Annotated in this window: 25 protein-coding genes; 7 read left to right on the forward strand and 18 right to left on the reverse strand. The window is 37.3% G+C overall.

Going from position 1 to position 26,958, the window contains the following annotated elements:
* Positions 1–4: 4 nt before the first annotated feature.
* Positions 5–559 carry a GNAT family N-acetyltransferase gene (locus MKX72_RS14465; protein WP_033579369.1) on the reverse strand — a complete coding sequence of 185 codons (555 nt, stop codon included), beginning with the start codon at positions 557–559 and terminating at the stop codon, positions 5–7.
* Between the two features lie 159 nt (positions 560–718).
* Here MKX72_RS14465 and MKX72_RS14470 point away from each other — a divergent pair, with 159 nt between their 5' ends.
* Positions 719–862, forward strand: coding sequence for a hypothetical protein (locus tag MKX72_RS14470; protein WP_155017337.1), 144 nt, complete (start codon positions 719–721; stop codon positions 860–862).
* Positions 863–945: 83 nt separating this feature from the next.
* Here MKX72_RS14470 and MKX72_RS14475 read toward each other — a convergent pair whose 3' ends face one another.
* Complete coding sequence (locus MKX72_RS14475; protein WP_255219794.1) at positions 946–1,068, reverse strand: hypothetical protein; 123 nt, start codon at positions 1,066–1,068, stop codon at positions 946–948.
* A gap of 226 nt (positions 1,069–1,294) precedes the next feature.
* Here MKX72_RS14475 and MKX72_RS14480 point away from each other — a divergent pair, with 226 nt between their 5' ends.
* Positions 1,295–1,585 carry an EamA family transporter gene (locus tag MKX72_RS14480; protein WP_051137148.1) on the forward strand — a complete coding sequence of 97 codons (291 nt, stop codon included), beginning with the start codon at positions 1,295–1,297 and terminating at the stop codon, positions 1,583–1,585.
* A gap of 244 nt (positions 1,586–1,829) precedes the next feature.
* On the opposite strand, the gene MKX72_RS14485 is transcribed toward MKX72_RS14480, so the two are convergent.
* The 5 genes from MKX72_RS14485 to MKX72_RS14505 form a co-directional block, all read right to left on the reverse strand.
* Entirely contained in the window at positions 1,830–2,654 is an 825-nt protein-coding gene (locus MKX72_RS14485) for a thermonuclease family protein (protein WP_033579370.1), read from the reverse strand.
* Positions 2,655–3,053: 399 nt separating this feature from the next.
* Positions 3,054–3,713, reverse strand: a complete 660-nt coding sequence (locus MKX72_RS14490; protein WP_033579371.1) for a 2OG-Fe(II) oxygenase — start codon at positions 3,711–3,713, stop codon at positions 3,054–3,056.
* Between the two features lie 251 nt (positions 3,714–3,964).
* The gene (locus tag MKX72_RS14495; RefSeq protein ID WP_033579372.1) at positions 3,965–5,467 is read right to left on the reverse strand and encodes a malate:quinone oxidoreductase; all 1,503 of its coding nucleotides are present in this window, start codon (positions 5,465–5,467) and stop codon (positions 3,965–3,967) included.
* A 120-nt stretch (positions 5,468–5,587) separates the two neighbouring features.
* Entirely contained in the window at positions 5,588–6,412 is an 825-nt protein-coding gene (locus MKX72_RS14500; protein WP_042992073.1) for a pyruvate, water dikinase regulatory protein, read from the reverse strand.
* 504 nt (positions 6,413–6,916) lie between these two features.
* On the reverse strand, positions 6,917–7,798 hold the full coding sequence (locus tag MKX72_RS14505) for an HAD family hydrolase (protein ID WP_033579374.1): 882 nt from the start codon (positions 7,796–7,798) through the stop codon (positions 6,917–6,919).
* A gap of 313 nt (positions 7,799–8,111) precedes the next feature.
* Here MKX72_RS14505 and MKX72_RS14510 point away from each other — a divergent pair, with 313 nt between their 5' ends.
* From MKX72_RS14510 to MKX72_RS14520, 3 genes are all read left to right on the forward strand, one after another.
* A complete protein-coding gene (locus MKX72_RS14510; RefSeq protein ID WP_013083667.1) occupies positions 8,112–9,575 on the forward strand; it encodes a hypothetical protein in 1,464 nt (487 codons plus the stop codon).
* A gap of 969 nt (positions 9,576–10,544) precedes the next feature.
* Positions 10,545–11,567, forward strand: coding sequence for a hypothetical protein (locus tag MKX72_RS14515; RefSeq protein ID WP_033579375.1), 1,023 nt, complete (start codon positions 10,545–10,547; stop codon positions 11,565–11,567).
* Positions 11,568–12,410: 843 nt separating this feature from the next.
* On the forward strand, positions 12,411–13,007 hold the full coding sequence (locus MKX72_RS14520) for a mechanosensitive ion channel family protein (protein WP_028412904.1): 597 nt from the start codon (positions 12,411–12,413) through the stop codon (positions 13,005–13,007).
* Between the two features lie 2 nt (positions 13,008–13,009).
* Here the strand turns inward: MKX72_RS14520 and MKX72_RS14525 are convergent, their stop codons facing one another.
* The 3 genes from MKX72_RS14525 to MKX72_RS14535 all read right to left on the reverse strand — a co-directional run bounded on the left by MKX72_RS14525 (position 13,010) and on the right by MKX72_RS14535 (position 15,224).
* On the reverse strand, positions 13,010–13,588 hold the full coding sequence (locus MKX72_RS14525; protein ID WP_033579376.1) for an HAD-IA family hydrolase: 579 nt from the start codon (positions 13,586–13,588) through the stop codon (positions 13,010–13,012).
* Between the two features lie 127 nt (positions 13,589–13,715).
* Complete coding sequence (locus tag MKX72_RS14530; protein WP_033579377.1) at positions 13,716–14,732, reverse strand: hypothetical protein; 1,017 nt, start codon at positions 14,730–14,732, stop codon at positions 13,716–13,718.
* Positions 14,733–14,804: 72 nt separating this feature from the next.
* Positions 14,805–15,224: a hypothetical protein gene (locus MKX72_RS14535; protein WP_028412901.1), complete on the reverse strand. Its 420-nt coding sequence runs from the start codon at positions 15,222–15,224 to the stop codon at positions 14,805–14,807.
* Positions 15,225–15,631: 407 nt separating this feature from the next.
* On the opposite strand from MKX72_RS14535, the gene MKX72_RS14540 reads away from it, so the two are divergent.
* Positions 15,632–16,123 (forward strand): hypothetical protein, encoded by a 492-nt coding sequence (locus MKX72_RS14540; protein ID WP_028409022.1) that lies wholly within the window; start codon positions 15,632–15,634, stop codon positions 16,121–16,123.
* Between the two features lie 80 nt (positions 16,124–16,203).
* The gene (locus MKX72_RS14545; RefSeq protein WP_014459590.1) at positions 16,204–16,338 is read left to right on the forward strand and encodes a hypothetical protein; all 135 of its coding nucleotides are present in this window, start codon (positions 16,204–16,206) and stop codon (positions 16,336–16,338) included.
* 29 nt (positions 16,339–16,367) lie between these two features.
* On the opposite strand, the gene MKX72_RS14550 is transcribed toward MKX72_RS14545, so the two are convergent.
* The 8 genes from MKX72_RS14550 to MKX72_RS14585 form a co-directional block, all read right to left on the reverse strand.
* On the reverse strand, positions 16,368–17,204 hold the full coding sequence (locus tag MKX72_RS14550; RefSeq protein WP_155007995.1) for a hypothetical protein: 837 nt from the start codon (positions 17,202–17,204) through the stop codon (positions 16,368–16,370).
* Positions 17,205–17,323: 119 nt separating this feature from the next.
* Positions 17,324–18,556: an aminopeptidase gene (locus MKX72_RS14555; RefSeq protein WP_033579379.1), complete on the reverse strand. Its 1,233-nt coding sequence runs from the start codon at positions 18,554–18,556 to the stop codon at positions 17,324–17,326.
* A gap of 143 nt (positions 18,557–18,699) precedes the next feature.
* Positions 18,700–19,494, reverse strand: a complete 795-nt coding sequence (locus MKX72_RS14560) for an IclR family transcriptional regulator (RefSeq protein WP_033579380.1) — start codon at positions 19,492–19,494, stop codon at positions 18,700–18,702.
* Between the two features lie 52 nt (positions 19,495–19,546).
* Entirely contained in the window at positions 19,547–20,323 is a 777-nt protein-coding gene (locus tag MKX72_RS14565) for a fumarylacetoacetate hydrolase family protein (protein ID WP_033579381.1), read from the reverse strand.
* Between the two features lie 106 nt (positions 20,324–20,429).
* Positions 20,430–22,607 carry a malate synthase G gene (locus MKX72_RS14570; RefSeq protein WP_098113826.1) on the reverse strand — a complete coding sequence of 726 codons (2,178 nt, stop codon included), beginning with the start codon at positions 22,605–22,607 and terminating at the stop codon, positions 20,430–20,432.
* A gap of 171 nt (positions 22,608–22,778) precedes the next feature.
* Complete coding sequence (locus MKX72_RS14575; protein WP_098113827.1) at positions 22,779–24,230, reverse strand: FAD-linked oxidase C-terminal domain-containing protein; 1,452 nt, start codon at positions 24,228–24,230, stop codon at positions 22,779–22,781.
* Positions 24,214–25,575 carry a (Fe-S)-binding protein gene (locus MKX72_RS14580; protein ID WP_154990394.1) on the reverse strand — a complete coding sequence of 454 codons (1,362 nt, stop codon included), beginning with the start codon at positions 25,573–25,575 and terminating at the stop codon, positions 24,214–24,216. The genes MKX72_RS14575 and MKX72_RS14580 overlap by 17 nt, the downstream gene beginning before the upstream one ends.
* Positions 25,576–26,901, reverse strand: a complete 1,326-nt coding sequence (locus tag MKX72_RS14585) for an FAD-binding oxidoreductase (RefSeq protein WP_098625789.1) — start codon at positions 26,899–26,901, stop codon at positions 25,576–25,578.
* Between the last annotated feature and the right edge of the window lie 57 nt (positions 26,902–26,958).

Raw genomic sequence — 26,958 nt, forward strand, 5'->3', positions numbered from 1 at the left:
ATGATCAGGCAGTCTTCATATAAAAAAATGGTTTTTTATCAATAAAAATGGTTTTATGCTCTTGAAAGCCTATACGCTGATACAATTTTTTGGCTTCTATGTTATCGTATTCAACGTTTAACGATAAAAACATCTTACGCTTTTTGGCTTCTTGCTTGGCTACATTTAAAAGAGCCGTTCCTATCCCTTTTCCGCGGTAATCTTCGTCTACACATAGAGAATCAATATAATAATCTCCATGTTCAGTTTCTATATCAATTTCCCACGCTGGATTATTAAGTTTCGCACGCACAAAACGCTTAACTGGTTCATAAAGCGTTTGTAACATACTTCCTTCGTAGCAAAGCATAAGTCCAACTACCTTCTCATCGACTTCTGCGACTGTAATATGATGATAGCTATAGCGATTCTTCTCAGACAGAATAAACGCTTTAAGTCTTAAAAGCGCTTCTTCATTCGTTGTAGCCGCCGTATGAGAGCGTGCAATACTCCCAAGCATGTCATAAAGTAATTCCGTTACAGCAGAAGCATCTTCTTTTCTTGCTTTCCTTATTTTCACGATTTTCAAACTCCCTTTATTCTCTTCGCTTGCGTTATTTGTAGCAAAACTTCTTACCTATCTACTTTAACACGAAAAAGAAAAGAAAGAAAAAATTAACTCCTAATCTTCCTTTCATTGTATAATTAATGTATATTTTCAAATGAATGGATGATGACTATGAAAAAACGCTGTCAGCAGAAAGATAATACGATGAGCGGGAGAGAACTTATAGCGGAGGTTCTTTTACAAGTGCCTCAGCTGCTCATATGGCCCCTGCGTCTTCTTATACGAATTGGCCGCTCTTTGTTGGATGGTATTTAACAAATTAGGTAGAATCTAAACCATTAAGGCCGCTCTAGGTCTGCCTTAAACATCAGAATATATACAAAGAAAAGACAGAACTATTATGTACAGATAGTGGTGATTACTAACATATGTTCACGTTCTTCATAACTTACAGAAGCACCCTCTTCTGTAATGCCTTCGTTGAACTCATAATTTTCATCATACATCCCGTTCGAAAGCACTTAACTTCTGCTCCTAAATGTCTCCACATTACCAGGGTGCTTTCCAAGCGGTAAGCTCACGCCGCAGCTCATTCAATAACGCTGTCTGCAGGTTCCCAGCTATTTGATTTTTTCGTTGTACTAGTCCTATGGGATAGCTTAGCTGCATATCATTTACTTTTCTTACATTATTATTGTATCTATCGGTACGTTATTAGGCTGGTTAAAAACTCCATCTGTTTCCGCAGTGAAGGATGTATCAGGAGCACTGTTTTATACAGCATTTATTGCAGGAGTATTAGCCTTTTTTGTTTGGAATATCGGGAATCGACTGATTACTCCTGTAAATGGTATTCTATTTATGAACATGGTTCCTGTAACTACTTTTATTATCTCCGTTATTCAAGGTTATCACTTGTCTACATTTGAATTAGCTGGTGCACTCATTACTGTAGGAAGTTTGATTGGCAATAATTTATATACTCGTAAAATTAACAAGAAAGAAGCTGTACATTTTACAGAAAGCACAGCGAAATGACTATTTTCTAGTTCAATAAAATAAAAGAGGCTGAGACATTACGAGATGAACCCAATCTAAAAACGCACCACTCATCAAACATGTTGATGAGTGGTGCGTTTTTCACTTCGTCTAAAATACTTTTGTCTCAGCATCTTTTTTGCATTGATCCTGTCATAAGCCTTATTTACCTCATACAAAAGACAACAATCTCGATCTTTACTGAACTCGAAAAAACAAACTCAGCAATTACTGAATTTCTTTGTTAGTTCTTTGCTTTTGTGTATCCTGCTTCTTGTGCATCTTTTTCAGTACAGAACCAAATGACGTTGTTCATTGTTTGATTGTAGTGTGCCCCTGTTGGCACGTGATAAATTTTAGAGTTTTGATTTCCTTTTATTTTACCTTCGCAGCTTGTGGCAGATTGAGTATCTTTTCGATTAGAAGAGGACTGATTTTTTACAGCATCCGTATTATATCCTTTTTCTTGGGCATAGTTTTCAATACTCCAGATGCCTTTTTCGCTTTTTCGAGCCTGCTCCTGTATTTTCTTAAATTCGTCTACGTACTTTGTGTTAGGAGGAAATACCGCTACGCGGGCTAGCCCTTTTGCTAGCAGCTCTTCATTGTATAGCTCATTGTCTATCCATATATACGCAAGTAACCGTCCATATTGATCACGTTCTTGCACATCAAATTCAAGAGTGATCTCCTGCCCTTCTAGCCTTTTTTTCGTGTAAGCAGATGCTTCTGGACCAAAGGGCTGTACGCCTAGTTTGGGATGCTTTGTTTCTGGGGTATCGACAAGAAGTAGTCGTACGCGATCCGTCTTTCCGTTCAGCATTTTTACTTTAAGCGTATCGCCATCCACCACTCTTTCTACCGTAGCTGCCTCACCTACTACGTCTTCACGACTTGCTTTAGAAGGACTATGGTCTTCTTCTTGATCTGATGAACCTTCTACTTGAACTTCTTGTTTTGTATCCGTAGAAGGTGTGCTTGAATGACTTGCCTGCTCATCACTGCATCCAGTAAGAAGCAGCATAAACATCGCGATCATGATGTAAATAATTGCTTTTATTTCTTTCAAAACCCGGGTCCTCCTTTAACACATTCCCTATCTACTATATAAAAGTAAAATGATTTTATAAATAGTGTAAATCACCTAAAAACAAAAACTCGTGAAAATACCTTTCACGAGTTTTTCGCGCAGCCTGTTTTAAAGTCATTATTTTAAATAGCATCTATTTTATTTTTATTTCACGACACATTTTTCGTTTTTGTGTATCCAGATTTTTAATCATGAGGATATTTTACACTACAAATACATTTATCGTCTACCGGCTTATAAGAATCAGGAATAGCCGCACAAATAGAATAAGTGTGAATATTTCAATATAATAACTGACTACCATGATGACTATTTTTTTGTAACATAAATAAGAGCCCTTACTAACAATAGCTAATAGGACTCTTCAAACCTTTGTTTTTACGATCGAATTTTTTGTTTGCGCATCCACTGGGTAGCGACCCACTTTTCTCCTTTTATAACAGGAGCTCCCCCGTGGAGAGTACGGTCATTAAGTTCAGCATCACTATAAAAATACTCAAAGTACACGGCCATTCCCTTTGTCGGAGATACGGAAAGACCCAGCTTAGGAAAATAAGTTTCTCCTCCTTCTTCCACATCATTTAAGTACATAACCAATGTACTAATACGGTTATTTTTAGATGCTTTACTTGCAGAAGTGAAATAGTCGTGATGCGCTTTGTATTCTTGATCAGGCAAGTATTTTAAAACTTGAAGGCCTTCAGCATATTCAATAGACGGTCCCATTATCTTAGAAAGTCTCTTTTCAATTTGATGTACAAGCTCGTTTTCACTTTCTTCAAAAAACATGCCGCTACTCGTTCGAATACTGTTTACTTCACGTTCAGCTCCAATTTTTGATCGCTGCATTTTATCTTTGGATAGCTGTATAAGTTCGTCACATTCTTCGGTACTTAGGACATTTCCTAAAACTAGAACAAGAGGCTCTTCAAATCGAGCAACAATATTAATCTCTCTGTCTTCTAATTTAATTTTATTCCCTGAATGGCTAAAAATCGTTTGTTCTTTCGTTAGTAAAGATGTATTAGTTGTAATCATCTTTTATCGGCTCCTCAAAATAGCTATTTTCCAATTCTTCACTCCATTATATGTAAACGCTTACTAATAAGAATTATATCATGTATACGAAGTAAATTCTGCTAGCAAAGGAAATAAATAAAAAGAAGCCCGTTATATAACGAAGCTCCTTCATTTTTCCTTATAGATTTCACTTATATTTTAAACACTTTATAAAGCAGCCTAAAAAAATTCTTTTAATCTAAAGCATACGTGCCAAAGGCCGCCTAAAATCATCGGTATACAAGTTCTTTTTTACTTAAATTCAGCGTTTGTGCTGTAGAAGCATGAATTTCGTTAAAAAGCGCTGGATTTTTTACCAGTGACAAGCCGTAAGAAGGAATCATTTCTTTTATTTTTGGTTCCCAGTTCTTCATATGCTGCGAGAAACATTTTTCTAGCACTTCAAGCATAACATGAACGGCAGTCGAAGCGCCTGGCGAGGCCCCGAGCAATGCAGCAACGGAACCATCCGCTGAACTCACAACTTCTGTACCGAATTGAAGAGTTCCTTTACCTCCGGCTTCCGTATCTTTGATTACCTGTACACGCTGACCCGCTACGACGATATCCCAGTCTTCGCTTTTTGCGTTTGGAATAAATTCGCGAAGTTCTTCCATACGCTTTTCATTGGACAATAGCACCTGTTGAATCAAGTATTTCGTTAAGCCCATCTCTTTGACGCCTGCTGCTAACATCGTTAAGATATTATTCGGTTTTACAGAATTGATTAAATCCAAATTTGAACCCGTTTTTAAGAACTTTGGTGAAAATCCGGCAAAAGGTCCAAACAGCAGTGTTTTGTTGCGGTCGATATAGCGTGTATCAAGATGTGGAACCGACATCGGCGGAGCGCCAACCTTTGCTTTTCCGTACACTTTCCCGTGATGCTGCGCTACAACTTCGGGATTATTGCATACCATAAATAATCCGCTTACCGGGAACCCTCCAATATGTTTGGACTCAGGAATACCCGTTTTTTGGAGTAAAGACAGACTTCCGCCTCCTCCTCCGATAAAAACAAAGTTCGCCGTGTGATATTCCTGTTTGCCGCTATGGATATCATGTACTTTTACTTCCCACGAGCCGTCTGCGGTACGTGTCAGATTTTCAACGCTGTGGTTATAGTTTATTTCTACGCTTTTACTTTTTAAATGTGTAAACAACATACGAGTTAAAGCTCCAAAGTTCACGTCCGTTCCTGAGTCAATTTTGGTTGCCGCAATTGCTTCAGTCGATGTACGGCCTTTCATAACAAGCGGCATCCATTCTTTTAACTTTTCAGGACGATCCGAATACTCCATCCCTTGAAACAACGGATTATTTGATAGCGCTTCAAAACGTTTTTTCAAAAAGGATACGTTCTTTTCTCCTTGTACGAAACTCATATGAGGGATTGGCATAATAAACTCTTGCGGATGATGAATTAAATTACTGCTTACAAGATACGACCAAAATTGCCTTGAAAGCTGAAACTGTTCATTAATTCGCACTGCTTTCGTAATATCTATAGATCCGTCAGCTTGTTCAGATGTATAGTTCAACTCGCACAGGGCAGCATGCCCAGTCCCTGCATTATTCCATTCATTGGAGCTTTCTTCTCCTGCATCTGCGAGTTTCTCAAATACTTTGATTTCCCATTCCGGCACTAACTCTTTTAGTAAAGATCCCAGCGTTGCGCTCATCACTCCGGCCCCAATTAAGATAACGTCTGTTTTTTTATATACATTGCTCATCACAATCTTCCTTATCTTTTATATTTTAAAAAAGCACCTTTTAGCAACACGCCTGTTCTACCTGACTCTCTATAAATTAAGTATGTCTGACAAGTTGTCTGTCTTACATAATGGGAGTTTTTATACATAGCCTTTCATCTTGTCCTTTTTTAACATGCTCAATATCACTTCAGCGGTTTCTTCAACTGCTTTACCTGAGACATTAACAATAGGACAACCAATGCGCTTCATAATTTTCTCAGCATAGTCCAGCTCTTCAAGGATTCGATCTACATTGGCATAATTGGCTTGAGACGCTAAACCTAAATTTTTTAATCGTTCTTTTCGGATTTCATTGAGCTTATCCGGTGTAATAACTAAACCAATACATTTATTTTTTGGAATAGTAAAAAGTTCATCAGGAGGCGTCACTTCTGGAACTAACGGTATATTCGCTACTTTAAGACTTTTATGAGCTAAATACATAGAAAGTGGCGTCTTAGATGTTCTCGAAACACCAATCAACACTAGATCAGCTCGCTTGATGCCTCTGAAGTCTTGTCCATCATCATATTTAACAGCGAATTCAACTGCTTCTACTCTTCGAAAATAGTTATCGTCTAATTTTCTTGTTAATCTCGGTTGAAGATTAGGTTCTTTATTAAAGGTTTGGCTAAAGGCACTCATAAGAGGAGTCATCAAATCAATGGCTACAATTCCTTCTTCTTGTGCCGTTTGGTCAAGATACTGTTTTAAAGGTGGGATGACGATGGTATACGCAATGATGGCTTCGTTACACCTTGCTTCGGCAATGATATTATCAATATTTTCCTCATTTTCTACGTAAGAAGTATTTTGAATTTCAATATCTTCTCCACTAAATTGAGTTAAAACTGCTTTTACCATCAGCTCAGCCGTTTCACCTACTGAGTCGGAAACTATATAGACAATTTTTCTTTTATTCACATTAAATCTTCCTATTCTTTGATTTTGATAGTTTAATAACGCTAATATTTTTATTTAGCAGCTTACAAGATACACAATTTAATAGTAATGAATAGATAAATATGCTGGTCACTGTGATTATAAACACTTTAACAAAACAATTAAATTAAGAATTTATGTCATACTAATTATGAAATAAAGATAAATATGTTATACTATTTTCATTAAATGTTATATTAGCATTAAATATACGGAGATACAATCCCTTTTCTGCGCATTTTATAAAAAGTTTGAAGAAAGAAAAAGTTTAGATTTTAAAATGTTTTATGCTTTGGCATGGTGGCACTCATCAGGGCTGAGAGGTGTTTTGCAGGGATAGGTACGAGGATAGTTATATAATTATGTTGTTTATAAATAAAAATAATGAACGGTTTACTTTTCACCTTATGTATACTAAAAACATCGCCTAAAAGACGATGTTTTGAAGAGCTGGTTATAATGCATTGTCGTGAAATAGATTCATTTTTATAAAACGGGATTACTTCTAGTAGCTTTTTGTAATAAAAATTTAGAAAGATAATGAGATACGCCGTTTTCGTCACAGTTAAATTCCGTTATGTCATCGACAATTTCTTTAATATGATCCGGCGCGTTTTTCATAGCTACAGCGTAGCTGGCAAACTGAAACATTGGTAAATCATTGTTGCTGTCGCCAATTGCTAGAATGTCTTGCTCGGGCAAATTAAAATGTTTTAGCATTTGCTGAATTCCCGTTGCTTTATTTACGTTTGCCACCATCACTTCGACATTGTGTTTAGATGAAGTAGAAGTTGTAAAGTCTGTTTCTTGCTTGAGTTTTTCAAGCTCTTCTTTCCATTTATCGATATGCTCGTGCGTTCTTGCAAAGAAATAGAACTTTGAAAATTCACTTCCTTCTACGGAATCTTTCCAGTCAATTTCTTCTTTAATTGCTTGTTTACGAGAAAGCCATTCGTTAATTTCCACACTGTCTGGTTTTGGCTCTTTAATTTCATTTTCAACATACGGCTGATCTTGTTTTAACGTCACGCGAGGTGTGCCATACGGGAAAAGCTCGTAGTATACCTTGTTCGCTCTTGCTTTTTCAATAATAGTTTCCACCAATTGAAGTGAAAGCGAATGCTGAAAGACTGATTCTTTTCCTACGTATCCTGCCATACCATTTGATGTGATAAATCCATCTACTTGAAAGCCTTCAGGAACTAACTCTTCTATTTCATCAAACGCTCTTCCCGTAGCAATAAAAACAAAAATTCCCTGTTTTCGTAATTCGTCAATGGTTTCTTTTGTTTGAATACTTACTTTGTTGGAGCGATTTAATATCGTACCGTCCATATCTAAAAAAATTGCTTTAGGTTTTAACAACATATTTATTCCCCCTATTTGTAAAAAGATTGTACTTGGCAAGTATAAACTTTTCCATTTTCAAACTCAATGAATGTACTTTGCTTTTCTCTTTTATAAAGCTACTATAATACTCTCCTTACATCTAAAATTGTACAAGCGCTATAAAGAAAGAATTTTATATTTGCAATAAGCCTTTATATACTAATAGCTGGTTAGGCTAATTTGATATAAAACAGCATTCACAAAAACGAATTTTCCTTTTAGCCTTTAGAGTATCGTTCAAAAAAGATATAATAAGAGTGTTACAGATTAAATACATACAGAGGAGGTCAACATGAACGAACCATCCAATTTTTCTCCTTACCTTATTAAACAAATCAGCGATGCGATCGATGACAATATCAAAGCAAAGTGCATAGACTTTTTATATGATTCTCATTCGTTTTTTTCGAATGAAAAAGATTTTATAGAAGACTACATTTTAAATATATTGCAAGATACGTTTGTTTTAGAGAATAAATTAATAAATCCTAAGGAAATACGAAACCCAGCCTACAAAAGAAGACAATCAAATAAGAAAAACTGGCTGCAAACATTAAAAAAAGATATTAAAGCAGAAAAGCCTAATCCTATTTTTGAAGACATTGAATTAGCCAAAAAAGTGATGGATAAAAAAGTGGATACCGAACACTTAAAAAAGCTGTTTGGCGTGGAAAAACCTGAAGATATTTTAAAGATAAAGTTAAAAGAAGTAGAGGCATGGGCTAAAAGCAAAAAAACAAACATTACCGATTTTCCTTATTTAGATTCAAAAATGAATTATCAAATAGAGAAAGCATTTCACACGGACTTTACTTTTTTAATTGCGGAAATCATCTTAGAAAAATACAATGGAAATTTAAGCAACTGGATTGATAAACGATTAAATTCGTGGGTAGAGGCGCCTATCTTCTCAAACGAAAGTCATTCTCTTAAAACCAATATGGAAGTTAAAACAAACTCCCAAGAAGTCGTTTTATATAATGACTATAAAGTTGATGAAGAATATTTCATTCGCACCATTATCCCTGTGAATGATAATCAAACGGTTCTTTCCAAACGAAATATGGTTTTAGACCCAAAAGATTCCCAAATTATCCAGTTTGCTCTTTCACAGCGCGACGAGATGTTTTATAAAGAAAAAACGGTGACTCTTGATTTAGCGGATATCGTGAAAGAAATTTATAATTCAAAAGGTGTAAAAAACTATGAAGCCGTTGAAGCCCGCATTATGAAAATTGCCAGATATCACGTAGAAGGTGTAGCAAAGAAGAAAAATTCCAGAGATACAAAATTTGCGATCAACTTCTTTCAAAAGGCTGTTATTGAAACCGATGAAGTAACGGGCAGACGATATGCAACGATTGTATTTAGCGATGATACGCATCAAGGCTTTTTAAATCAGCAGTTTGTACAAATTTACAGTGATGTTATTAAAAAGTTTAAAGATAACTCGCTGTCTTCTTTACTGCTTTATGCATTTCAAAAAGAGCGTTTAGACTGTTATTTACAAGAAAAGTCTTACACTCATTTTTACCCGTATCAATATTTTGCTTCAAAAGTTCGTTTTCGTTCAAAGAAAATTGATGTAAACCTAAAATTAATTAATGAATCTCTAGCAGAATTTGTTAGCAATCAAGTACTGATCCAAAGTTATCAGCAAAAACTTCAAGGATTTGAAATCTCTTTTATTCCTCTTCAAAATTATGAAATTCAAGACTATTTTGGAGGAGAACATAGAGAAACATTGGAAGGGTAAATCATTCCCTTCCTTTTTTATTTGACATTTTGCCATTTTCGTCTTTTTGATACAAAATCTCCCTCTATTTTCATTTCATAGTTTGGAAGTTTTGTCATTTTTAACGTACTACACAAAAGCTTTTGCCGTTTTTGACGTACTCCTCCGCTACTTTTGCCGTTTTCTGCGTACTAATTACTGTCTTTTGCTGTTTTTGACGTACTACTTTGCTTCTTTTGCTGTTTTTGACGTACTAAATTCATTTTATTTACTCGTCATCACTTATTAATTGTTAATTATTCTCTTTTTTTCGTAAAACAATCCTACCTTTTGCCGTTTTTTACGTACTCCTTCACTACTTTTGCCGTTTTCTGCGTACTAAACATTGCTTTTCCCTTTGTTATGTCTTTTTCAAACCCTATTTTTTATTTTTTTCGCAGCATATATAAAGCTTTTGCCATTTTTGACGTACCAAACGATAACTTTTGCTGTTTTTAGCGTACTACTAGGTCGTTTTTGACGTTTTTCACGTACTAAAAATAGCTTTTGCCATTTTTGACGTACTATTGAAATTCATTGTGTTATTTACAGCGATCAGAGAAGTGATTTTTTTCCCTTTTTTTAGGTGAATCGAGATCACTTTTGCTGTTTTTGGCGTACCACTCTTCACTTTTGCTATTTTCGGCGTACTATATTGAGCCTTTTGCCGTTTTTTACGTACTAAAACGCATAAAGTTTTTTTTGATTTTTACTGATCGTAACAAACACTGTTCTACCGGCGCTTGCTTGCTTTTGCCGTTTTTGTCGTACTAAAAAACCTATACGCTGAATCCCTTGCTATGACAGCATTCTTTGAGCCTTTTGCCGTTTTTCGCGTACTACTCGTTCGTTTGCGATTCTGTTTCTTATTGATATAATTTTCACAAGGTATTCTTTGTTATTTTACCCTAATAAATTATTGTTGATATGAAATAGATTGGAGGGATTCTCATGATAAAAAAAGAATTTGCGAAAATTGGAAAACAAATTATTCGCCAATTGTCTAGCACCGTAGAAAAATATAAAGATATTGAAGATCACATGGACCTAGACGCTCATGGGAACCCTACAATCAAAACAGTGGCAGAACATCACCGTTTATCTAAATCTCAAATTTCACAATTAATTTTTTATCACTTCCTTCACGTTGATGAAAGAGGTATTATTTGTGATGTTTCTGAAAAAGAGATTGCAGCCGCTTTGAATTGTACAGTTCGAACAGTTCGCAACAACAATGTAGTATTAGCAGAAACAGAATTAATTTCCTATTCTCGCAGCGGCAAAGGAATCAATATTTGTATTGTTCCCTACCCCCAATATTTTGAAGAACACGGCTTTGGGTTTATGGAATTAGAATATACTCGCTTTGAAGAACTTATTCTAATTGAAAACGTAAATGCCCTTCGCTTAGAGCTGCGCAAAGAATTGGTTTATGACAACGATACGATTAAGCGTCAGTTTAATCCTGGAGAAAACACTTCAAAAATTAGCTTTAATGACTATAAAATTTTTACGCCGAAATATACTCACTACAAGGGTATGATGCAAAAAATAGCTGAAACGCAGGCGAGCGCATTTAAAACCGTTGTCCAAGGATCTACTATTTTCTTTGTTTTAAAAGACGGAGCTAAAAATGGCAAGATGTCAAAACAAGAAAAGAGAGATCAATACGATGCGGCGATTCGACGTACTATTGAAGAGACTTTTGTAAAATTATCTGGACACAGCACAGATTCTACAGGAATTGTTATGTCTTCATTCCAAAACGAAGACATCGCTGATTTGGTTCAGCTTTCTTTTGAATATGGTATTGAACGAGTGAAGTCTGCCCTTTATACATTGATTGAACAGGCCTTCTTCAGCCATGATGCTCAAGTCGTTGAAAATTACGGTGGGAAAATCCGTACGCTCATTCGAAAAGAGCTTTCAAAAAATCTTCAAGATCAAGTCCCTGCCGAACTTACAGCTTCATAAGGGGCTTCTTTGGCATGCCTTTTTTTTATTTTCTATCCCTTCTCCTCTCTTTTTGATACAAATAGTACAAACAAACACCCATTTTTTCAGCTCTCAAATTTCATTATCCTATCTATATAAACGTAATGAGTTTAAATAAATGATATTTCTTGTGTATAACTATGGAATATTACTAAAAAAACACCTTCATACTTATCCACAAAAGAAAGAAAACATATTCAATGACTGTTATATCATCCTCTTTATTAATAAAAACATCCCTTTTATTTTTTTATTAACGATAATTTCCAGGTTATTTACTCTTTAACATAACTACTTTTATCCACAGTGGAAATAATTCATACTTTTAACAGCAATCTTCATACTATTGATTTTAAAATCCATCTATTGTAGAAGAAAAAACATAGTAAATAAAATAGATTCCATATCTACTACGATAAAAAACATCCTTTAGCCAAAGGATGCTGTTCACAAAAAAGGGCTATTTTCCACACAGTTATTTATTGAAAAGCTATTTTCTTTCTAACCCTTGATATCATTGGGTTTTTAGAGGATTTTTCTTTCTTTAATATCTGTATATAATGTTTGCTAATAAGATCTATACTAATCTCTGCTATAAGATTTTATTTAATATTTGTATAAAGAAATGTTTTAAAAATATCTACACCTGAGGATTTTCACTTTTTCTAAATTAAGGAGTTTTCATTACATATACCAAATACAAATAAATTAAAATAAAACAATAGTTCAAACGCCTCTTAATAAATTCTAGTAGTATATTTTTTAAAATAAATTATACTATTCAGTAGAGAAAAATTTATAAAGCAAGAAAGGGACTTAGTCATGAAATACATACAGTGGGTACAGCAAACTTTATTTAATACCGGTAGGTGGATTGACATTAGTGAAGTAATCATAAAGATTATCCTCATTTTTATCATTGCTCAAATTGTCATCCGGTTTGCTCGCAGTGTCATTAATAAAATCTTTGATTTCAGATTTAAAACTAAACTGCTGAGGTACAACGAACGAAAAGAAATAACGCTGAAAAAACTTTGTCTGAGCATTGTCATGTACGTTGTGTATTTTATTGCACTTATTACGTCTTTAGAGGCAATCGGAATTAATATGAAAGCACTTTTAGCTGGTATTAGCGTAGCAGGGTTTATTACAGGCTTAGGTGCACAGAATTTGATTAAAGATATTTTAAATGGGTTTTTTATTCTATTTGAAGATCAATTCTCAGTAGGAGATCACGTATCTATAAATGATACGAAAGGAACTGTTGAAGAAATTGGATTGCGCACGACAAAAATTCGCGGAGTCGACGGAGAGTTTTATTTTTTTGCTAATAGTAACATTACAAAAGTAGCGAACTACACGCTCGGTGAAATCCCCGAAATACATACACCTGAACAAATAAAAACTCGTGAAGAATAGCTTCACGAGTTTTTATTTACGACCGTTGTAAAGAATTGATCATATGATGTAAGGTGATAATCTGCTTCAATATCGTTATTTTGAAATGCACATGTTTTAATTCCCAGTTCACGGGCAGGTTTTAAGTCAAGTTCGCGATCCCCAATTACTAAATCGAGCTGATACTTATCGTGAAGATAGGCATAAGCTCCGCTATCGGGCTTTCGTTTGTAGCCATCATCCTTTGTAATAATCTCCGTGAAGTAGTGCTCCATATTAAAAAATGCCAGGATATCAAGCGTAGATTGTCTAGACTTGTGCGTAACAATTACATTTGTATCCGCAAAGCTCAGTACGTCTTCTACGTGAGAAAAAGCAGGCTTATCTTTAGGATTTATTTTTTGTTCGAGCACATGGAAGTGTTTATCAAACAAAGACTTTTCAATATCAAAATGCTTGATTGCTACGTCAGAAGATATTTTCATTTGTTTTAAAATATCATCTTCTGAAATCGTTTGATCTGTTAGTAATTCTTTGAATGCTTTCACGATAGTCGGATAGGTATCAAAGATGGTTCCATCAAAGTCCCATAAAATATTCATTTTCGCTGTCTCTCCTTTTTAAAAACGTAACGATTATACCAAATTTTTCACTGCTTGTCAGTGAATCATTTTGTCGTCGTTGCATTTAAAGTAAAAAAACTCGTATAAAACGAGTTTTTTTACTTTATTAGCTGCTGCTGCACCCACTCCCGCAGCTAGAGCTTGAACAGCTTGAACTGCTGCAGTTTGAACTCGAACAGCTGCTGCCGCTGTCATGATGGTGATGACCTCCATCGTTGTGGTGATGGTGGCGGTTGTCTTCCCAGGGGCTTGAACAGCTATACCCGCTGTAAGAGGCTGTCTCTCCCGCATACATCGTCTTTTTATATAGCAACAGTTCATTCATATGGCTTGAAAAGTTGGTGGCTTTGTAGAGAGAATAAAAAACAAAGCCTTGAAGAAGAAGTTCGTTTGATACATTTCCTTTTTTAGCCGCTTTTTTAAAATAAGTTGATCCGCCCGTTTTTTTTCTTTTTCGTGCAGCAGTGACTTCTTCTTTTAACGTTTGAATCAGGGCTCTCTGCTGTTTTTCCCATTTGCCGTTTCTTAAAAAATAGCGATCTAGTAATTCATCTTCTGATAACCTTTGAAAATCTTGAAGCGTACTTTTATCAAGCGGATGCTGAAAAAACTTCCCCCAAAGCAGTCGGCTGTTACCCGTTATGTCAAACAAATGAGCATACATCCAATCAAAGAACGCTCGCTTATCCGGCTGTGGGGATGGAGCTGTTTCTACATTTGGCTGGTGATGCAAAAAGCGGTTGAAAAAACGGTCTGTAAAGCGCTCATAATCTACTGTAAACATAATCATTTCATGCCATACTTCATCTACTTTTGCACTAAACATTGGTACGTCTTTGATGACTGCATTTAATAAAAAATAGCGCTTCATCTCAAAAAACGTCCATTCTACTTCATCGGCTTTTGTATTTCGCCCTTGCATACGCTGTTTCACTTGCTGAACATAGGCTGCCGGTAAAGAATCTTCTAGTGAATGAACTATATCTTCAAAGCCATTATCTTTATGTATTCCGAGCTCATCTGGAAGCTCCTCTTTATACAAGCGAAATCTTCTCGACTTTACAACCCCTTTAATAATCAAAACTAAAAGAATTACCGCTACTACTATAATTGCTGCTATCATCTTCTTCCCCCTGTATCGTATCTATATATTCAATATTTTACCACATTCGTAAAACACAAAAAAAGAGCTCAATTAACTTGAGCTCTCGTCATCATCGGGTATCTCGTCTACCTTTTCTACTTTGACTAGACCTTTCGTGCTATATTCAAGATCAAAGTATGCTTTAACGATATCCCCTTTTTTCAAATTACTTGGAATCGGTTCATTTAAATTTTTATCGGAAAATTTAATGCCCGTTCCTTCTTTTGTTGTTCCGCTGTATGTACCATTTTCGATTTTTTCAATAGTAATATAATACACTCGATATTTGTGCGCTTCCTCGTCGCCTTTCGCTTTTTCTTTAACGGTTTCTTGTTCAGGAAGCTTACTCAGTGTTTCTTGGGCCTGTCCAGAAGTCGGCTCTGCTGATCGATTTATGAATTGCATCACAACTAACACTAAACATATAACTACTAAAACTAATAATAATATCTTTTTTGCTGATAAAGACAATGAACTGTGCCTCCTTACACCTTTATGTATATCATGCTGCACACAAGAGATTATACACGATAAAGGATTAGAAATTGGAATAAATTCTATAAAAATAGTAAAAATATGAGAAAGTACCTAGAATTTTTTACGCTTTTCTGCACTTTTTTGAGATAGAAAAGAAATTTGGTACCTTATCCTTAAATTGTAACTGATTCACTTCATTTTCGGAAAGAGTTTTGCCCATTTTGTCGTAAAAAAGTCATAATAAGAAGGAATATCACACCATATTGTCGAACGTATGTATATACTTATAATGAACTGCCGAACTGCTTTTCTCTATCCTCATTGTTGAGGCAATATGGCAACTGAAACAGCTTGCTGTTAAATTCAGATTACACATCTATACTCAGGAGGTGGAATGCAAAATGATGTTTGCACTTATTGTTGTGGTTGGTATCGTAGCACTTGGCGTAGCTAGCTTCTACGTCATTAAGCGACCTCAAGGCGCTGTTGATCCTGAGGATCGCAAACCGCTTGTTTCTGTAAACGGGCATGTTAAATTTGCAGAAGGAATTAATCAAATTTCCATATCTAAAATTGACATGTACGATCAGCGTCTTGTTATCAATCAAGTAGCTATTATTCCATTTAACCGTATTCAACGAGCAGAATTTTCAAAGGTTGTCAAAAATGAAAAAGGCCTTCACGGAGCTCCTGTTCAACGCTATTTCGGTGAGTTAACCATTCATTTCACAGACAAGAACGGGCAAGAAACCTACATTCGCTGTGAAACACCGAAAAAAAATCAATTTCACCTCATCTACCAGTACGATTTAATGAAAAGACAATTAAATAAGCGTCTTGGTCTTGAAGATCAGCAGCCTTACCTTACTCTTCAAGAACCATACGAACTATAAGAGAAAACCTCCCTTTTTCACATATTATTTCACTTCCCTGTACATACTAGAAGCGAAACTGAAAATGGGAGGTCATTCCAATGGATTTCGTCCGTTTTTTGCAATATTTTTGTTCAATCGCCGGCGCTCTATGCTTGGGGTTTACCTACTATCACATGTTCAAGCGTGACGCTCCGGTTAAAAAAGAAGAATCACAGCAAGGTGGAACTGAGTGAAGTTCGCCTGCCGTGATTCTTCTTTTTATTTATATATTATTTATTTTTAGCCCAACAATAATTTTTGGTAAGTACATTTTTAATAATATTCCGTAGCATACAAATAGAATTGTAGGAATAATAATGAATTTTGAAAAAAGTAAAAATGCAGTAATAGACAAAGTTATAAAAATAATAAGAAAAATAACTAAGTGTTTCATGCTAGACACCTTTTGGTTATTAATAATATCAGCGATACCAACTAATATCATTAAGAAACATATGTAATCTATTACACCTTGTATCAAATAATATTGTTTGACAACAGATTCAACAGTTGACATAGCAAACGTGAGATATAATAGCATAAATGAAACCACTACAGTTAATAAAGTCAACAAGAAAGGTATAAGCACAGGTGAAAGCATTGTTCTAAATAAGTGACCAAATGACCGAGATATACTTCTTTCATTTAAATAAGAGAAAGCATTAGGTTGGTTATATTTAAGGTTAGTTCTCTCTGTACTCAATCTTTCGACGAATTTCTCGACTTTTTTCTTTTCTATTCCAGTACTGAAGCTTCCAACCTCCTTACCTAGATCATAAGATAAATACGGATAAGCAGCCTTTAAATTCTCTTCTAATTGAGTAAACTCTACTTCATTTATTAAGAATTTATTTAGTGCATACTCCAATTCTAATAAAATTGTTAATACCTCACTGTACTTTTCTCTTTTATAGTTTTCACTATTTAGTAATTGAGTTCTGAACTCTTTGTACAACCATGTTCCAATTAATGCTATTAATAAATAAGTAATCAATTGCACATAATTTTTGCCAAATAATTGGTCTACGCTATTTAAAACAATTTTTACTAATTCATTCATTTAACGTATTACTCTCCTCTTTACATTAAAAAAACTTATAGCCACTTCTATAAATCGAGAAGTGGCTAATTCATTTATTACCTTGATTATTGTAGAGACTTCATAGATTAAACTGTTTATTAAAACGCCCAGTTCCCTTTTCTAAACACAGGCTCGCTTGTACCGTCAGCTTTAATGCCGTCGATGTCCATTTCAGCTGAGCCAATCATGAAGTCAACGTGGGTGATGCTGTCGTTTGCTCCGTTTTGTGATAGCTCTTCTTTAGACATCGTTTTTCCGCCTTCTAAACAGAAGGAATACGAGCTGCCGATGGCTAAGTGGTTGGATGCATTTTCGTCAAACAGCGTGTTGTAGAAAATGATGTTTGACTGAGAAATTGGCGATTGATGCGGTACTAAGGCTACTTCTCCTAAGTATTTGGCACCTTCATCTGTTTCAATTAAGTGCTTTAACGTTTCTTCGCCTTCTTCTGCTTTTACATCAACAATTTTTCCGTTTTCAAATGTTAGCGTGAAGTTTTCAATTAAGTTTCCTGCGTAGCTAAGCGGTTTTGTGCTCGTTACTTGACCGTTTACGCCGTCTTTTTTCGGAAGTGTGAATACTTCTTCTGTTGGCATATTGGCCATGAACGAGTTGCCGTCTTCATTAACACTGCCTGCTCCAACCCAAATATGTTTGTCAGGAAGTTCAATTGTTAAATCTGTTCCTGGCGCTTTATAGTGAAGCTTAGAAAATCTTTTTTCATTTAAAATGTCTACTTTTGTATGTAATGAAGCATTATGCTCTTCCCATGCGGCCACTGGATCTTCTTGGTCTACGCGCACAGATTTAAAAATAGCTTCCCATAGTTTTTCTTGCTGCTGTTCTTCTGGAACGTCAGGAAATACTTTAGCTGCCCAGTCTTTTGAAGGAACAGCTACGATGGACCAGCTGATTTTATCAGATTGGATCGCTTCACGGAATTTTTTCATTGCTTTTCCGCTTACTTTTTGGAACGCAGCAATACGTTTGCCGTCTACTCCTTTTAGTAAGTCAGGACCGCTTGAAATTACAGATAAAACAGCGCCTCCGTTTTTCACAAGCTCTTCTCTTGCCTGAGCTTTCCAAGCAGGAAATTCATTAAATACAGATTCATCCGCTTTTTCATATTTCAAACGAACTAAATGATCGTCATGCCAGTCTACATCAACAGACTTTGCTCCGGCTTCGTACGCTTTTTTCGCAATCTCACGAACAAAATCAGCGGAAGAAATATCAGCATTAATGTTTAATACTTGCCCTTTTTGAATGTTTACACCGACTTTTACAGCTAGCTCGGCGTACTTTTCAATATTGCGCTCAAACTGTTCCATAATTTATCTCCTTTACGTATATATTCTAACAACTTTATTGTATCACGAATAAAACATCAATTAAAAATCCTAGCCTATAGTTTACATAATATAATTACGTTATTTTACAGATTATTATATAGAAAAAGTTTGTTCTCTAAGAATCAGAACAAACTTTTGTCTTTCACAGATTCCGTTTTGTAGCCGAGCCGCTCCGAAATGTTCTTGCCTATATCAACCATGCGTTCTTGAAGGTACGTTAGTCGCTCATTGGTCATACGCATCGTAGCACCGGAAATGCTGACTGCAGCAACGACTTGACCAAGGTGATCAAAAATAGGGGCTGCGATGCAAGTAATTCCGTATTCATTTTCTTCTAAATCCAGCGCATATCCCTTTTGCTTCACTTCTGAAAGTTCCCGGAGAAAGCTTTCTTCATCTGTAATGGTGTGATTGGTATGAGCTGGTAAGCCTTTTCTTTCAAGAATGCTTGTTACCGTGTTAAGCGGTAAAAAAGCTAGGATAGCTTTACCGACAGACGTACAGTGCATAGGCGCTCTTTTCCCCACTTTTGAGTGCATGCGCAGCGTCTGATTTCCTTCTAGCTTTTCAATATACACTACTTCACCTTGATCGTAGACAACAAGATGAATAACTTCATTTGTCTCACTTTCAAGTTCTTGCAAAAACGGCTTTGCTTCCGTTCGTAGATCAATAGAATCTAAAAGCTTTGAACTTACTTCTAAAAACTTATACCCAAGCTTGTACCGCCCGCTTTCTTGATCTTGTTCAATATAGCCATACTGAGCAAGAGTAGTTAGAATACGGTATACGGAGCTTTTATTAATGTCCATTTGCTTTGCAATTTCTGTGACGCCTACCCCTTCTCTTTCCATGCTGACAATTGTGACAATGTCCAATGCCCGGCTTACAGACTTAACCATATTTTCTCGCTCCATTTTTCCTCTCTCCTCTATGTGTCATTTTACTGCCGGGCATTTTTTATCACTTTTATACGTTTACACGTTCTTTTTCTGCAACAAACGGATTTTGGAGGGTCCCAATTTCTCGGATGGTGCATGCAATAACATCGTTTGCGCTCACCAGTTCCGCGCCGACCGGACTTCCTGTTAAAACCACATCTCCCGGCTTAAGGGTCATAACAGTAGATAGGTAAGCAATCATTTCTCCAACCGAAATAATCATTAAATCTGTCGAGCTGTTTTGTTTTTCAACGCCATTTAAAAACGCTTTTACATGAATGGACTTAAGATCAAGCTCTGTTTCGATTACGGGGCCAAGAGGCGTAAATGAATCAAAGGATTTTCCAATGGTCCAGTGCCCGTCTTTATGAAAATAATCCGGAGCCGTTACATCGTTTCCAATTGTATACCCAAATATATAGTCCTGTACGTCTTCTACTGCGATGTTCTTCGCTTCTTTTCCAATAACAACTGCAAGCTCAGACTCAAACTTGACGTGCTTAATGGCAGTTGGAATGACAATGTCTTCGTTTGGACCAATCACAGAGGATGTGGGCTTAAAAAAGAAGACAGGAATAGAAGGCATTTCTTTTGGCAGCTCCGACTTTGCAGCTGCATAATTAGCGCCTATTCCAATAATTTGATTCGGCTCTAAAGGAGCCAAAAGCCTTACTTCACTCGGTGAAAAAGTCTGCCCTGTATAGTCCCACTTCTCAAATATATTTCCTTCAATAACGCTGATCGTATCCTCTTTTAGTACACCTGTATGACGGCTATCTTGTATAGCAAACCTTACAAATTTCATGACATAACTCCTTTTCCCATTTGCTTTGTTTTAATAAGGATCGTAGGTAGTCAGGTTCTTAAGATGTAAGTACAGCCTGCCATCTCTATGCTGACAGGCCGTTTTTTTACTGTTTTATAGCTGCTTTTGCCTTTGCTTCGATACGACGGCGGTGTAAAATGGGCTCCGTATAGCCGTTTGGCTGATCATAGCCTTGAAATACTAAATCGCAGGCTGCCTGAAAAGCAATGGATGCGCTGTAGTTCGATGACATTGGCTGATACAGAGGATCATTTTCATTTTGTTGATCCACTACTTTTGCCATTCGCTTTAGCGTTTCCGTTACTTGTTCTTTTGTACAAATCCCATGATGAAGCCAGTTGGCTACGTGCTGACTGGAAATACGAAGCGTTGCCCGGTCTTCCATTAGCCCTACATTATTAATATCCGGTACTTTTGAGCACCCTACTCCTTGGTCGACCCATCTTACTACATAGCCGAGTATTCCTTGAGCGTTGTTGTCTAGCTCCTGCTGGATTTCATCTTTGCTCCAATTTGGTTTTTCGGCCACAGGAATTTGCAAAATGTCATCTTGTAAATCAGTGGACTTAGTAAGCAATTCGTTTTGAACATCTCTTACATCAATTTGATGATAGTGAAGAGCATGAAGCGTTGCTGCGGTTGGTGAAGGCACCCATGCCGTATTCGCTCCTGCTTTTAAATGCCCCACTTTTTGTTTCAGCATTTCGGCCATCATATCCGGCATTGCCCACATTCCTTTTCCGATTTGAGCGCGGCCTTGGAACCCGCTTGCTAACCCTACATTTACATTAGACTGCTCGTAGCCTTGAAGCCATTTAGACGCCTTCATATCATTTTTACGAATAACAGCGCCTGCTTCCATAGAAGTGTGAATTTCGTCACCTGTTCGATCCAAAAATCCAGTATTAATAAACGCCACTCGGTCTTTTACTTCTTTGATGCACGCTTTTAAATTAAGCGTTGTGCGGCGCTCTTCGTCCATTACGCCAATTTTAATCGTATGACGCTCAAGCCCTAGCATATCTTCAATTGAATTAAATAACGTGTTGGCAAAAGCCACTTCTTTGGAGCCGTGCATTTTCGGTTTAACGATATAGATAGAGCTCTTTTTAGAATTTTGATACGTACCGTTTTTAAGCAAGGTGTGTTTGGCAATTAAACTAGTAATCACGCTGTCTAAAATACCTTCATAGATTTCGTTGCCATTTCGATCTAAAACAGCGCTGTTTGTCATTAAATGCCCAACGTTTCGAACAAACATAAGCGAACGGCCAGACAGTGAAATCTTTTCCTTGTGGGGAGCAATATAGGTACGGTCTGGATTTAAACGCCTTGTCATGTTTTGACTTCCTTTTTTAAAAGTAGACGTCAAATCACCTTTCATTAATCCCAGCCAGTTGCGGTAAACGTCTACTTTGTCTTCTGCGTCTACTGCCGCTACTGAATCTTCACAGTCCATAATCGTCGTAAGAGCTGCTTCCATTAAAATATCTTTTACACCCGCATCGTCCGTTTTACCAATCGAATCCGTACGATCAATTTGAACTTCAAAATGCAGGCCGTTGTTTTTGAATAAAAGAGCATCAGGGCTTTCTTCTTCTCCTTGATACCCTACAAATTTATCTTCTTCCTGTAACTCTGTTAAACTGCCATCGTTTAATTGAGCAACAAGCTTTCCATTTTCAAGACTGTACTGAACCACTTCTGCATGAGAAGACTGAACGAGCGGAATAACTTCATCAAGAAAATTCTTTGCAAACGCAATAACTTTTTCTCCTCGAATTGGATTATAAGAACTCGTGCGCGAAGCTCCATTTTCTTCACTGATTGCATCAGTGCCGTAAAGTGCATCATAGAGACTACCCCAGCGTGCATTAGCAGCGTTAATAGCATACCGAGCGTTATTCACTGGTACCACAAGCTGTGGTCCCGCTTGATAGGCAATTTCGCTGTCTACTCCTTCTGTACCAATAAGAAAATCTTCTGCCTTGTCTTCTAAATAGCCAATTCTCGTTAAAAACGATTTGTATTCGTTAAAGTCACCGTCAGGATTTTCTTGATGCCATGCATTAATTTGAGCTTGAAGCTGATCACGCTTTTCTAACAAACGTTTATTTACGGGTGTTAACTCAGTTACTAACGCTTCAAAATCAGACCAAAAATTTTCTGTACTTAGGCCGCTGCCCGGGAGAGCTTCCTCATTAATAAATTGATAGAGAACTGGAGCTACTTTCAGATTTCCAACTTGTTTGTAGTTTGTCACCGTCTGTTTCCTCCTCTTACTTCTTTACATTTTTAAATTTGGACGCGCTTTCAATTCTTTTTGCCAAAATGGTTAAGACGAACATATGCGGTACTGTTTCTTATTACAAAACAGCGTTTTATTTTTGTTAAAAAAATCATATCATCGAGCGAATGTATTTTCAAGAATTTTCTAAAAATAACCCACTTTTTTCTTTTCTTTTTTGACTTCAGCGCAGCGGCTGGGACTTGGAAAAAGCTTTCCTGCATTTAATAGATTTTTAGGATTAAATACTTCTCGTATATTCGTTTGTGCTTGAATTTCATCTTCATTAAAAACAAATCGCATTTCTTCTTTTTTTTCAATGCCCACGCCGTGTTCGCCGGTAATCGTTCCTCCTACTTCCGCACATACTTGCAAACATGCGCTTCCGGCTTCGAGTGCTTTTTCAGTTTCCCCCGGCTTTCTAGCATCAAATAATACAAGCGGATGCAAGTTCCCGTCTCCAGCGTGAAAAATATTGGCAATGCGAAGGCCAGATTCTTCGCTAATTTTGTTGATTCGCTTCAGCACTTGAGGCAGTTTACTTCTTGGAATAACGCCGTCTTGTACGAGGTAGTCAGGGGATATAGCTCCCATCGCTCCAAATCCTGTTTTGCGATTTGCCCACCACCTGGCGCGCTCTTCTTCACTTTCAGCTACTTTCACTTCCCGTACGTTTTGTTTTTTGCATACGTCTAAAATACGTAGAATTTGCTCTTCGATACCGGCTGAAATGCCGTCTACTTCAATTAATAAAAGAGCTTCAATATCTCTAGGGTGTCCGACTGGAAACGCAGCAGCTTCCACTCCTTCAATGGCGGTTTTATCCATCATTTCAAGCGCAGCAGGCACAATGCCGGCTGATATAATGTCGGATACCGCTTGACTGCCGTCTTCTACGCGGTCGAAATAGGCAAGTACCGTTTGTTTGGCTTCGGGGTTTTTCAAAATGCGCACCGTAATTTTTGTAACGATTCCTAACGTCCCTTCTGATCCTGTTAAAAGTCCTAATAAATCATATCCCGGTTCATCTGGAATACCTTGCTTGCCAAGTTCAATCACATCTCCATTTGGAAGCACCACCTCTAGCCCTAAAATATGGTTGGTAGTTACGCCATATTTTAGACAGTGTGCCCCTCCCGCGTTTTCCGCTACATTTCCACCAATGGTGCAGCAATACTGACTCGAAGGATCGGGTGCATAATAATATCCTTTTTCAGAGATTGAATTAGTTAACTTAAGATTAATAAATCCGGGCTCTACCACGGCACGTCTGTTTTCATAGTCGACGCTAAGCAGCCGCTTCATTTTTACTAAACTAATAATCACTTCGTTATTAAGCGGAATCGCTCCTCCGCTCAGTCCTGTGCCTGCTCCTCTTGCAAGAAAAGGCAAGTCATGTTCATTGCAGTATTTAACAATGCTAGAAACTTCTTTCGTATTTTTAGGAAATAACACCGCTTTAGGCAAGTGTCTGTGAATAGTAAACCCATCGCAGTCGTACGCAAGTAAATCTTCTTTGTGATACAAAATAGAATGAGCATCTACTAGTTGAGAAAGATTTTTCACGTGAAGATCTTTTATTCTATTTTTCTTCAACACGATGCGCTTCCTCCTCTTCTTTTTGATAGGCCCACTCCAAAAGCTGTACCGTGTGAACAATTTGCTGACTTCGTCCATATTTTTTCACTCCTACTGCCATCTGCAGCATACATCCTGGGTTTCCCATTGAAATCATTTCTACGTCAGGGGGCACATTTTCCATTTTATTTTGAAGCACGGCTCCCGCCATGTCAGGGTTTGTTAAATTATAAATTCCTGCGCTTCCACAGCATCTGTCTGCGTTAGCCATATGAACCATTTCAACTCCCGGAATAGAAAGCAAAATATCTCTTGGTTCTTCTCTAACTCCTTGACCATGAGCTAAATGACAAGCGTCGTGATACGTAATGCGCGTATGCAGCTTCGCCTGCGGAGGGCGATATCCCGTATCGTGAAGGTATTTTGAAATATCCTGGACTTTTTTAGCAAAGACTTCGGCTTTTTCAAGCCACTCTTGCTCTTCTTCTCTAAATAGTTCAGGATACTCTTTTAACATGCAGCCGCATCCCGCAGCGTTTACAATAATGGTATCGGCATGCTGAAACGCCTCTATATTTTTTTTGGCAAGCTGCCTTCCCATGTCTCGGTCTCCTGCATGAACGTGCAAAGCACCACAGCACGTCTGAGAATGAGGAATAACAACGTCGTTTCCGTTTCTTCTTAATACATTAAGAGTCGCTTCGTTAATATCACTGAACATGACGTCCATAATGCAGCCCGTTAAAAAAGCAACTTCGGCTTTTCTTTCGGCTTTTGCTTTTAGAACGCGTTCTTTTTTATATTTTTTTCGAACAGAACGGGTAATTTTAGGCATTACATGTTCCATTTCTGCTAGATGTGTTGGCATCATATTTAACATGCCTGTTGTGCGAACCATTTTTTGCATCCCGCTTTTTTGATACAACTTTAATAGACTTCCTGCAGCTTCTAAGCGATGGGAATGAGGAAAAAGTTCCTTTAGAAAAAACTTGCTGATCATTCCTTTCCATCCCGTCAAAGGCATCGCCTGACGAATTTGGCCGCGAGCTTCTTCAATGAGTCCGCCAACGTCTACATTTGCAGGACAAGCAGTTGTACAGGCACGGCAGTCCAAACAAGCAAATACAGGATCTGTAAACTGTTCATTCACGCTTATCTTTCCTTCTGCTACCGATTTGATAAGGTGCACGCGTCCTCTTGGTGAATGCTGTTCTTGCCCCGTTATTTCGTAAGTAGGACAAGACTCCAAGCACATTCCGCAGTGTACACAATCCGCCCATTTTTTTTCGTCTGGCGCGTCTTTCCACAAATAATTGCTAACGCTTTGACATGGAGCATCTTTGATATCCGCTTTCGCTGAATTCACTTAGATTCCTCCTATAAATCGTTTATAGTTAAGCACATTTTTAGCGTCCACCTTTGCTTTAATTCCTGCTAGTAACGGAAAATGAGAAGGTTTTTCCCCCCACACATTTACTTTTTGACGCAGTATAAAAGGCAAATGTTTAACGACCACATATCCTCCGTACGTTTTAGCCGTTTCAGTAAATGAAGTGATAACGGAAAGAATGGCTTCTTCTGAGCCCTTTATGTAGACTGAGCAAAGACCGTGTCCAACTCCTCCATGTGCTTTTACCAGCATGGGGAGGGATGTTTTTAAAGCAGTACTTTTGTTTATCACGTCAAGTACATTCATATTTGGTACACCGACTTTTAAAGTGGCTTCCGTTTCCTCTTCGGAAGAGCAGCATGCACCATTTGGACTAATGTTATTAAAAAATCCCCAAAACACCTCAGCTTCTTTTTCCTGCAGTACTTTCAAAATCGTATCAGCAGGCTGAATACTTTTGATGTAATTCTCTTGATAATGAACGGAACTTTTCACATCTTCAAAGCTGATTACAAGCGTAAACAGATGCTGCCCTATTACATCTTCAGCTAGAGAAGGATTTAATAATTCCAAGGAAACGGGCTCTATCATGGAGTCTAAGACTTTGCTAACAAACGCATGAACTTCTTCGATATTGCCTGTTGAAAAAGAAAGAAAAAGAACGCTTTGATACTTGGGCAGCGGACGCAGCTTTAACGTTATTTCGGATATAACGCCGAGCGTTCCCATTGAACCAATAAACAGCTTATTCATATCATAGCCAGCCACGTTCTTGACGACTTTTCCCCCTGAACGAACAATGGTTCCATCTGAATATACGACTCTCATACCGATTACTGCATCTCGAGCTGATCCATAAGACAAGCGCTTTGGGCCACTTTCATTCGCTGCAATAACTCCGCCGATTGTAGCGTAGTCTCCTAGAGCTGGATCAAGTGAAACTTGCTGATTGTACGTTTTTAAATACGTTTGCAGCTCTCCAAACGGCGTACCAGCTTTTACAGTAACCGTCATATCGCCTACTGTATGTTCAACAATTCCGCTGTATTCAGTCAGCGAAAGCAAAAGATCTGCTGTGTCTATAAGCCCGCCAAAGCCTTTTTTGGTACCGTTCCCTTCAATGACGACTTTTTTTCCGTGTTCCGCCGCATACCTTAAAACGGCTGCTATTTCTTGTTCTGAAGTTGGCTTAACATGCACGGACCCGTTATTTCCAAGGAAGTGATTCATATGCTGTTCTTCAAGTGTGGAAGGATGAGATAAAATGGATTTTAAATGACCTGGAAGTTCTAACGTACTCAATAAATTGACTCCTCTCGTTTTGTAATAGCAAACAACGTTTCACTAATAACATACAGA

This window comes from Priestia sp. FSL R5-0597 (assembly GCF_038006305.1).
In the GTDB taxonomy this organism is placed as follows: domain Bacteria; phylum Bacillota; class Bacilli; order Bacillales; family Bacillaceae_H; genus Priestia; species Priestia zanthoxyli.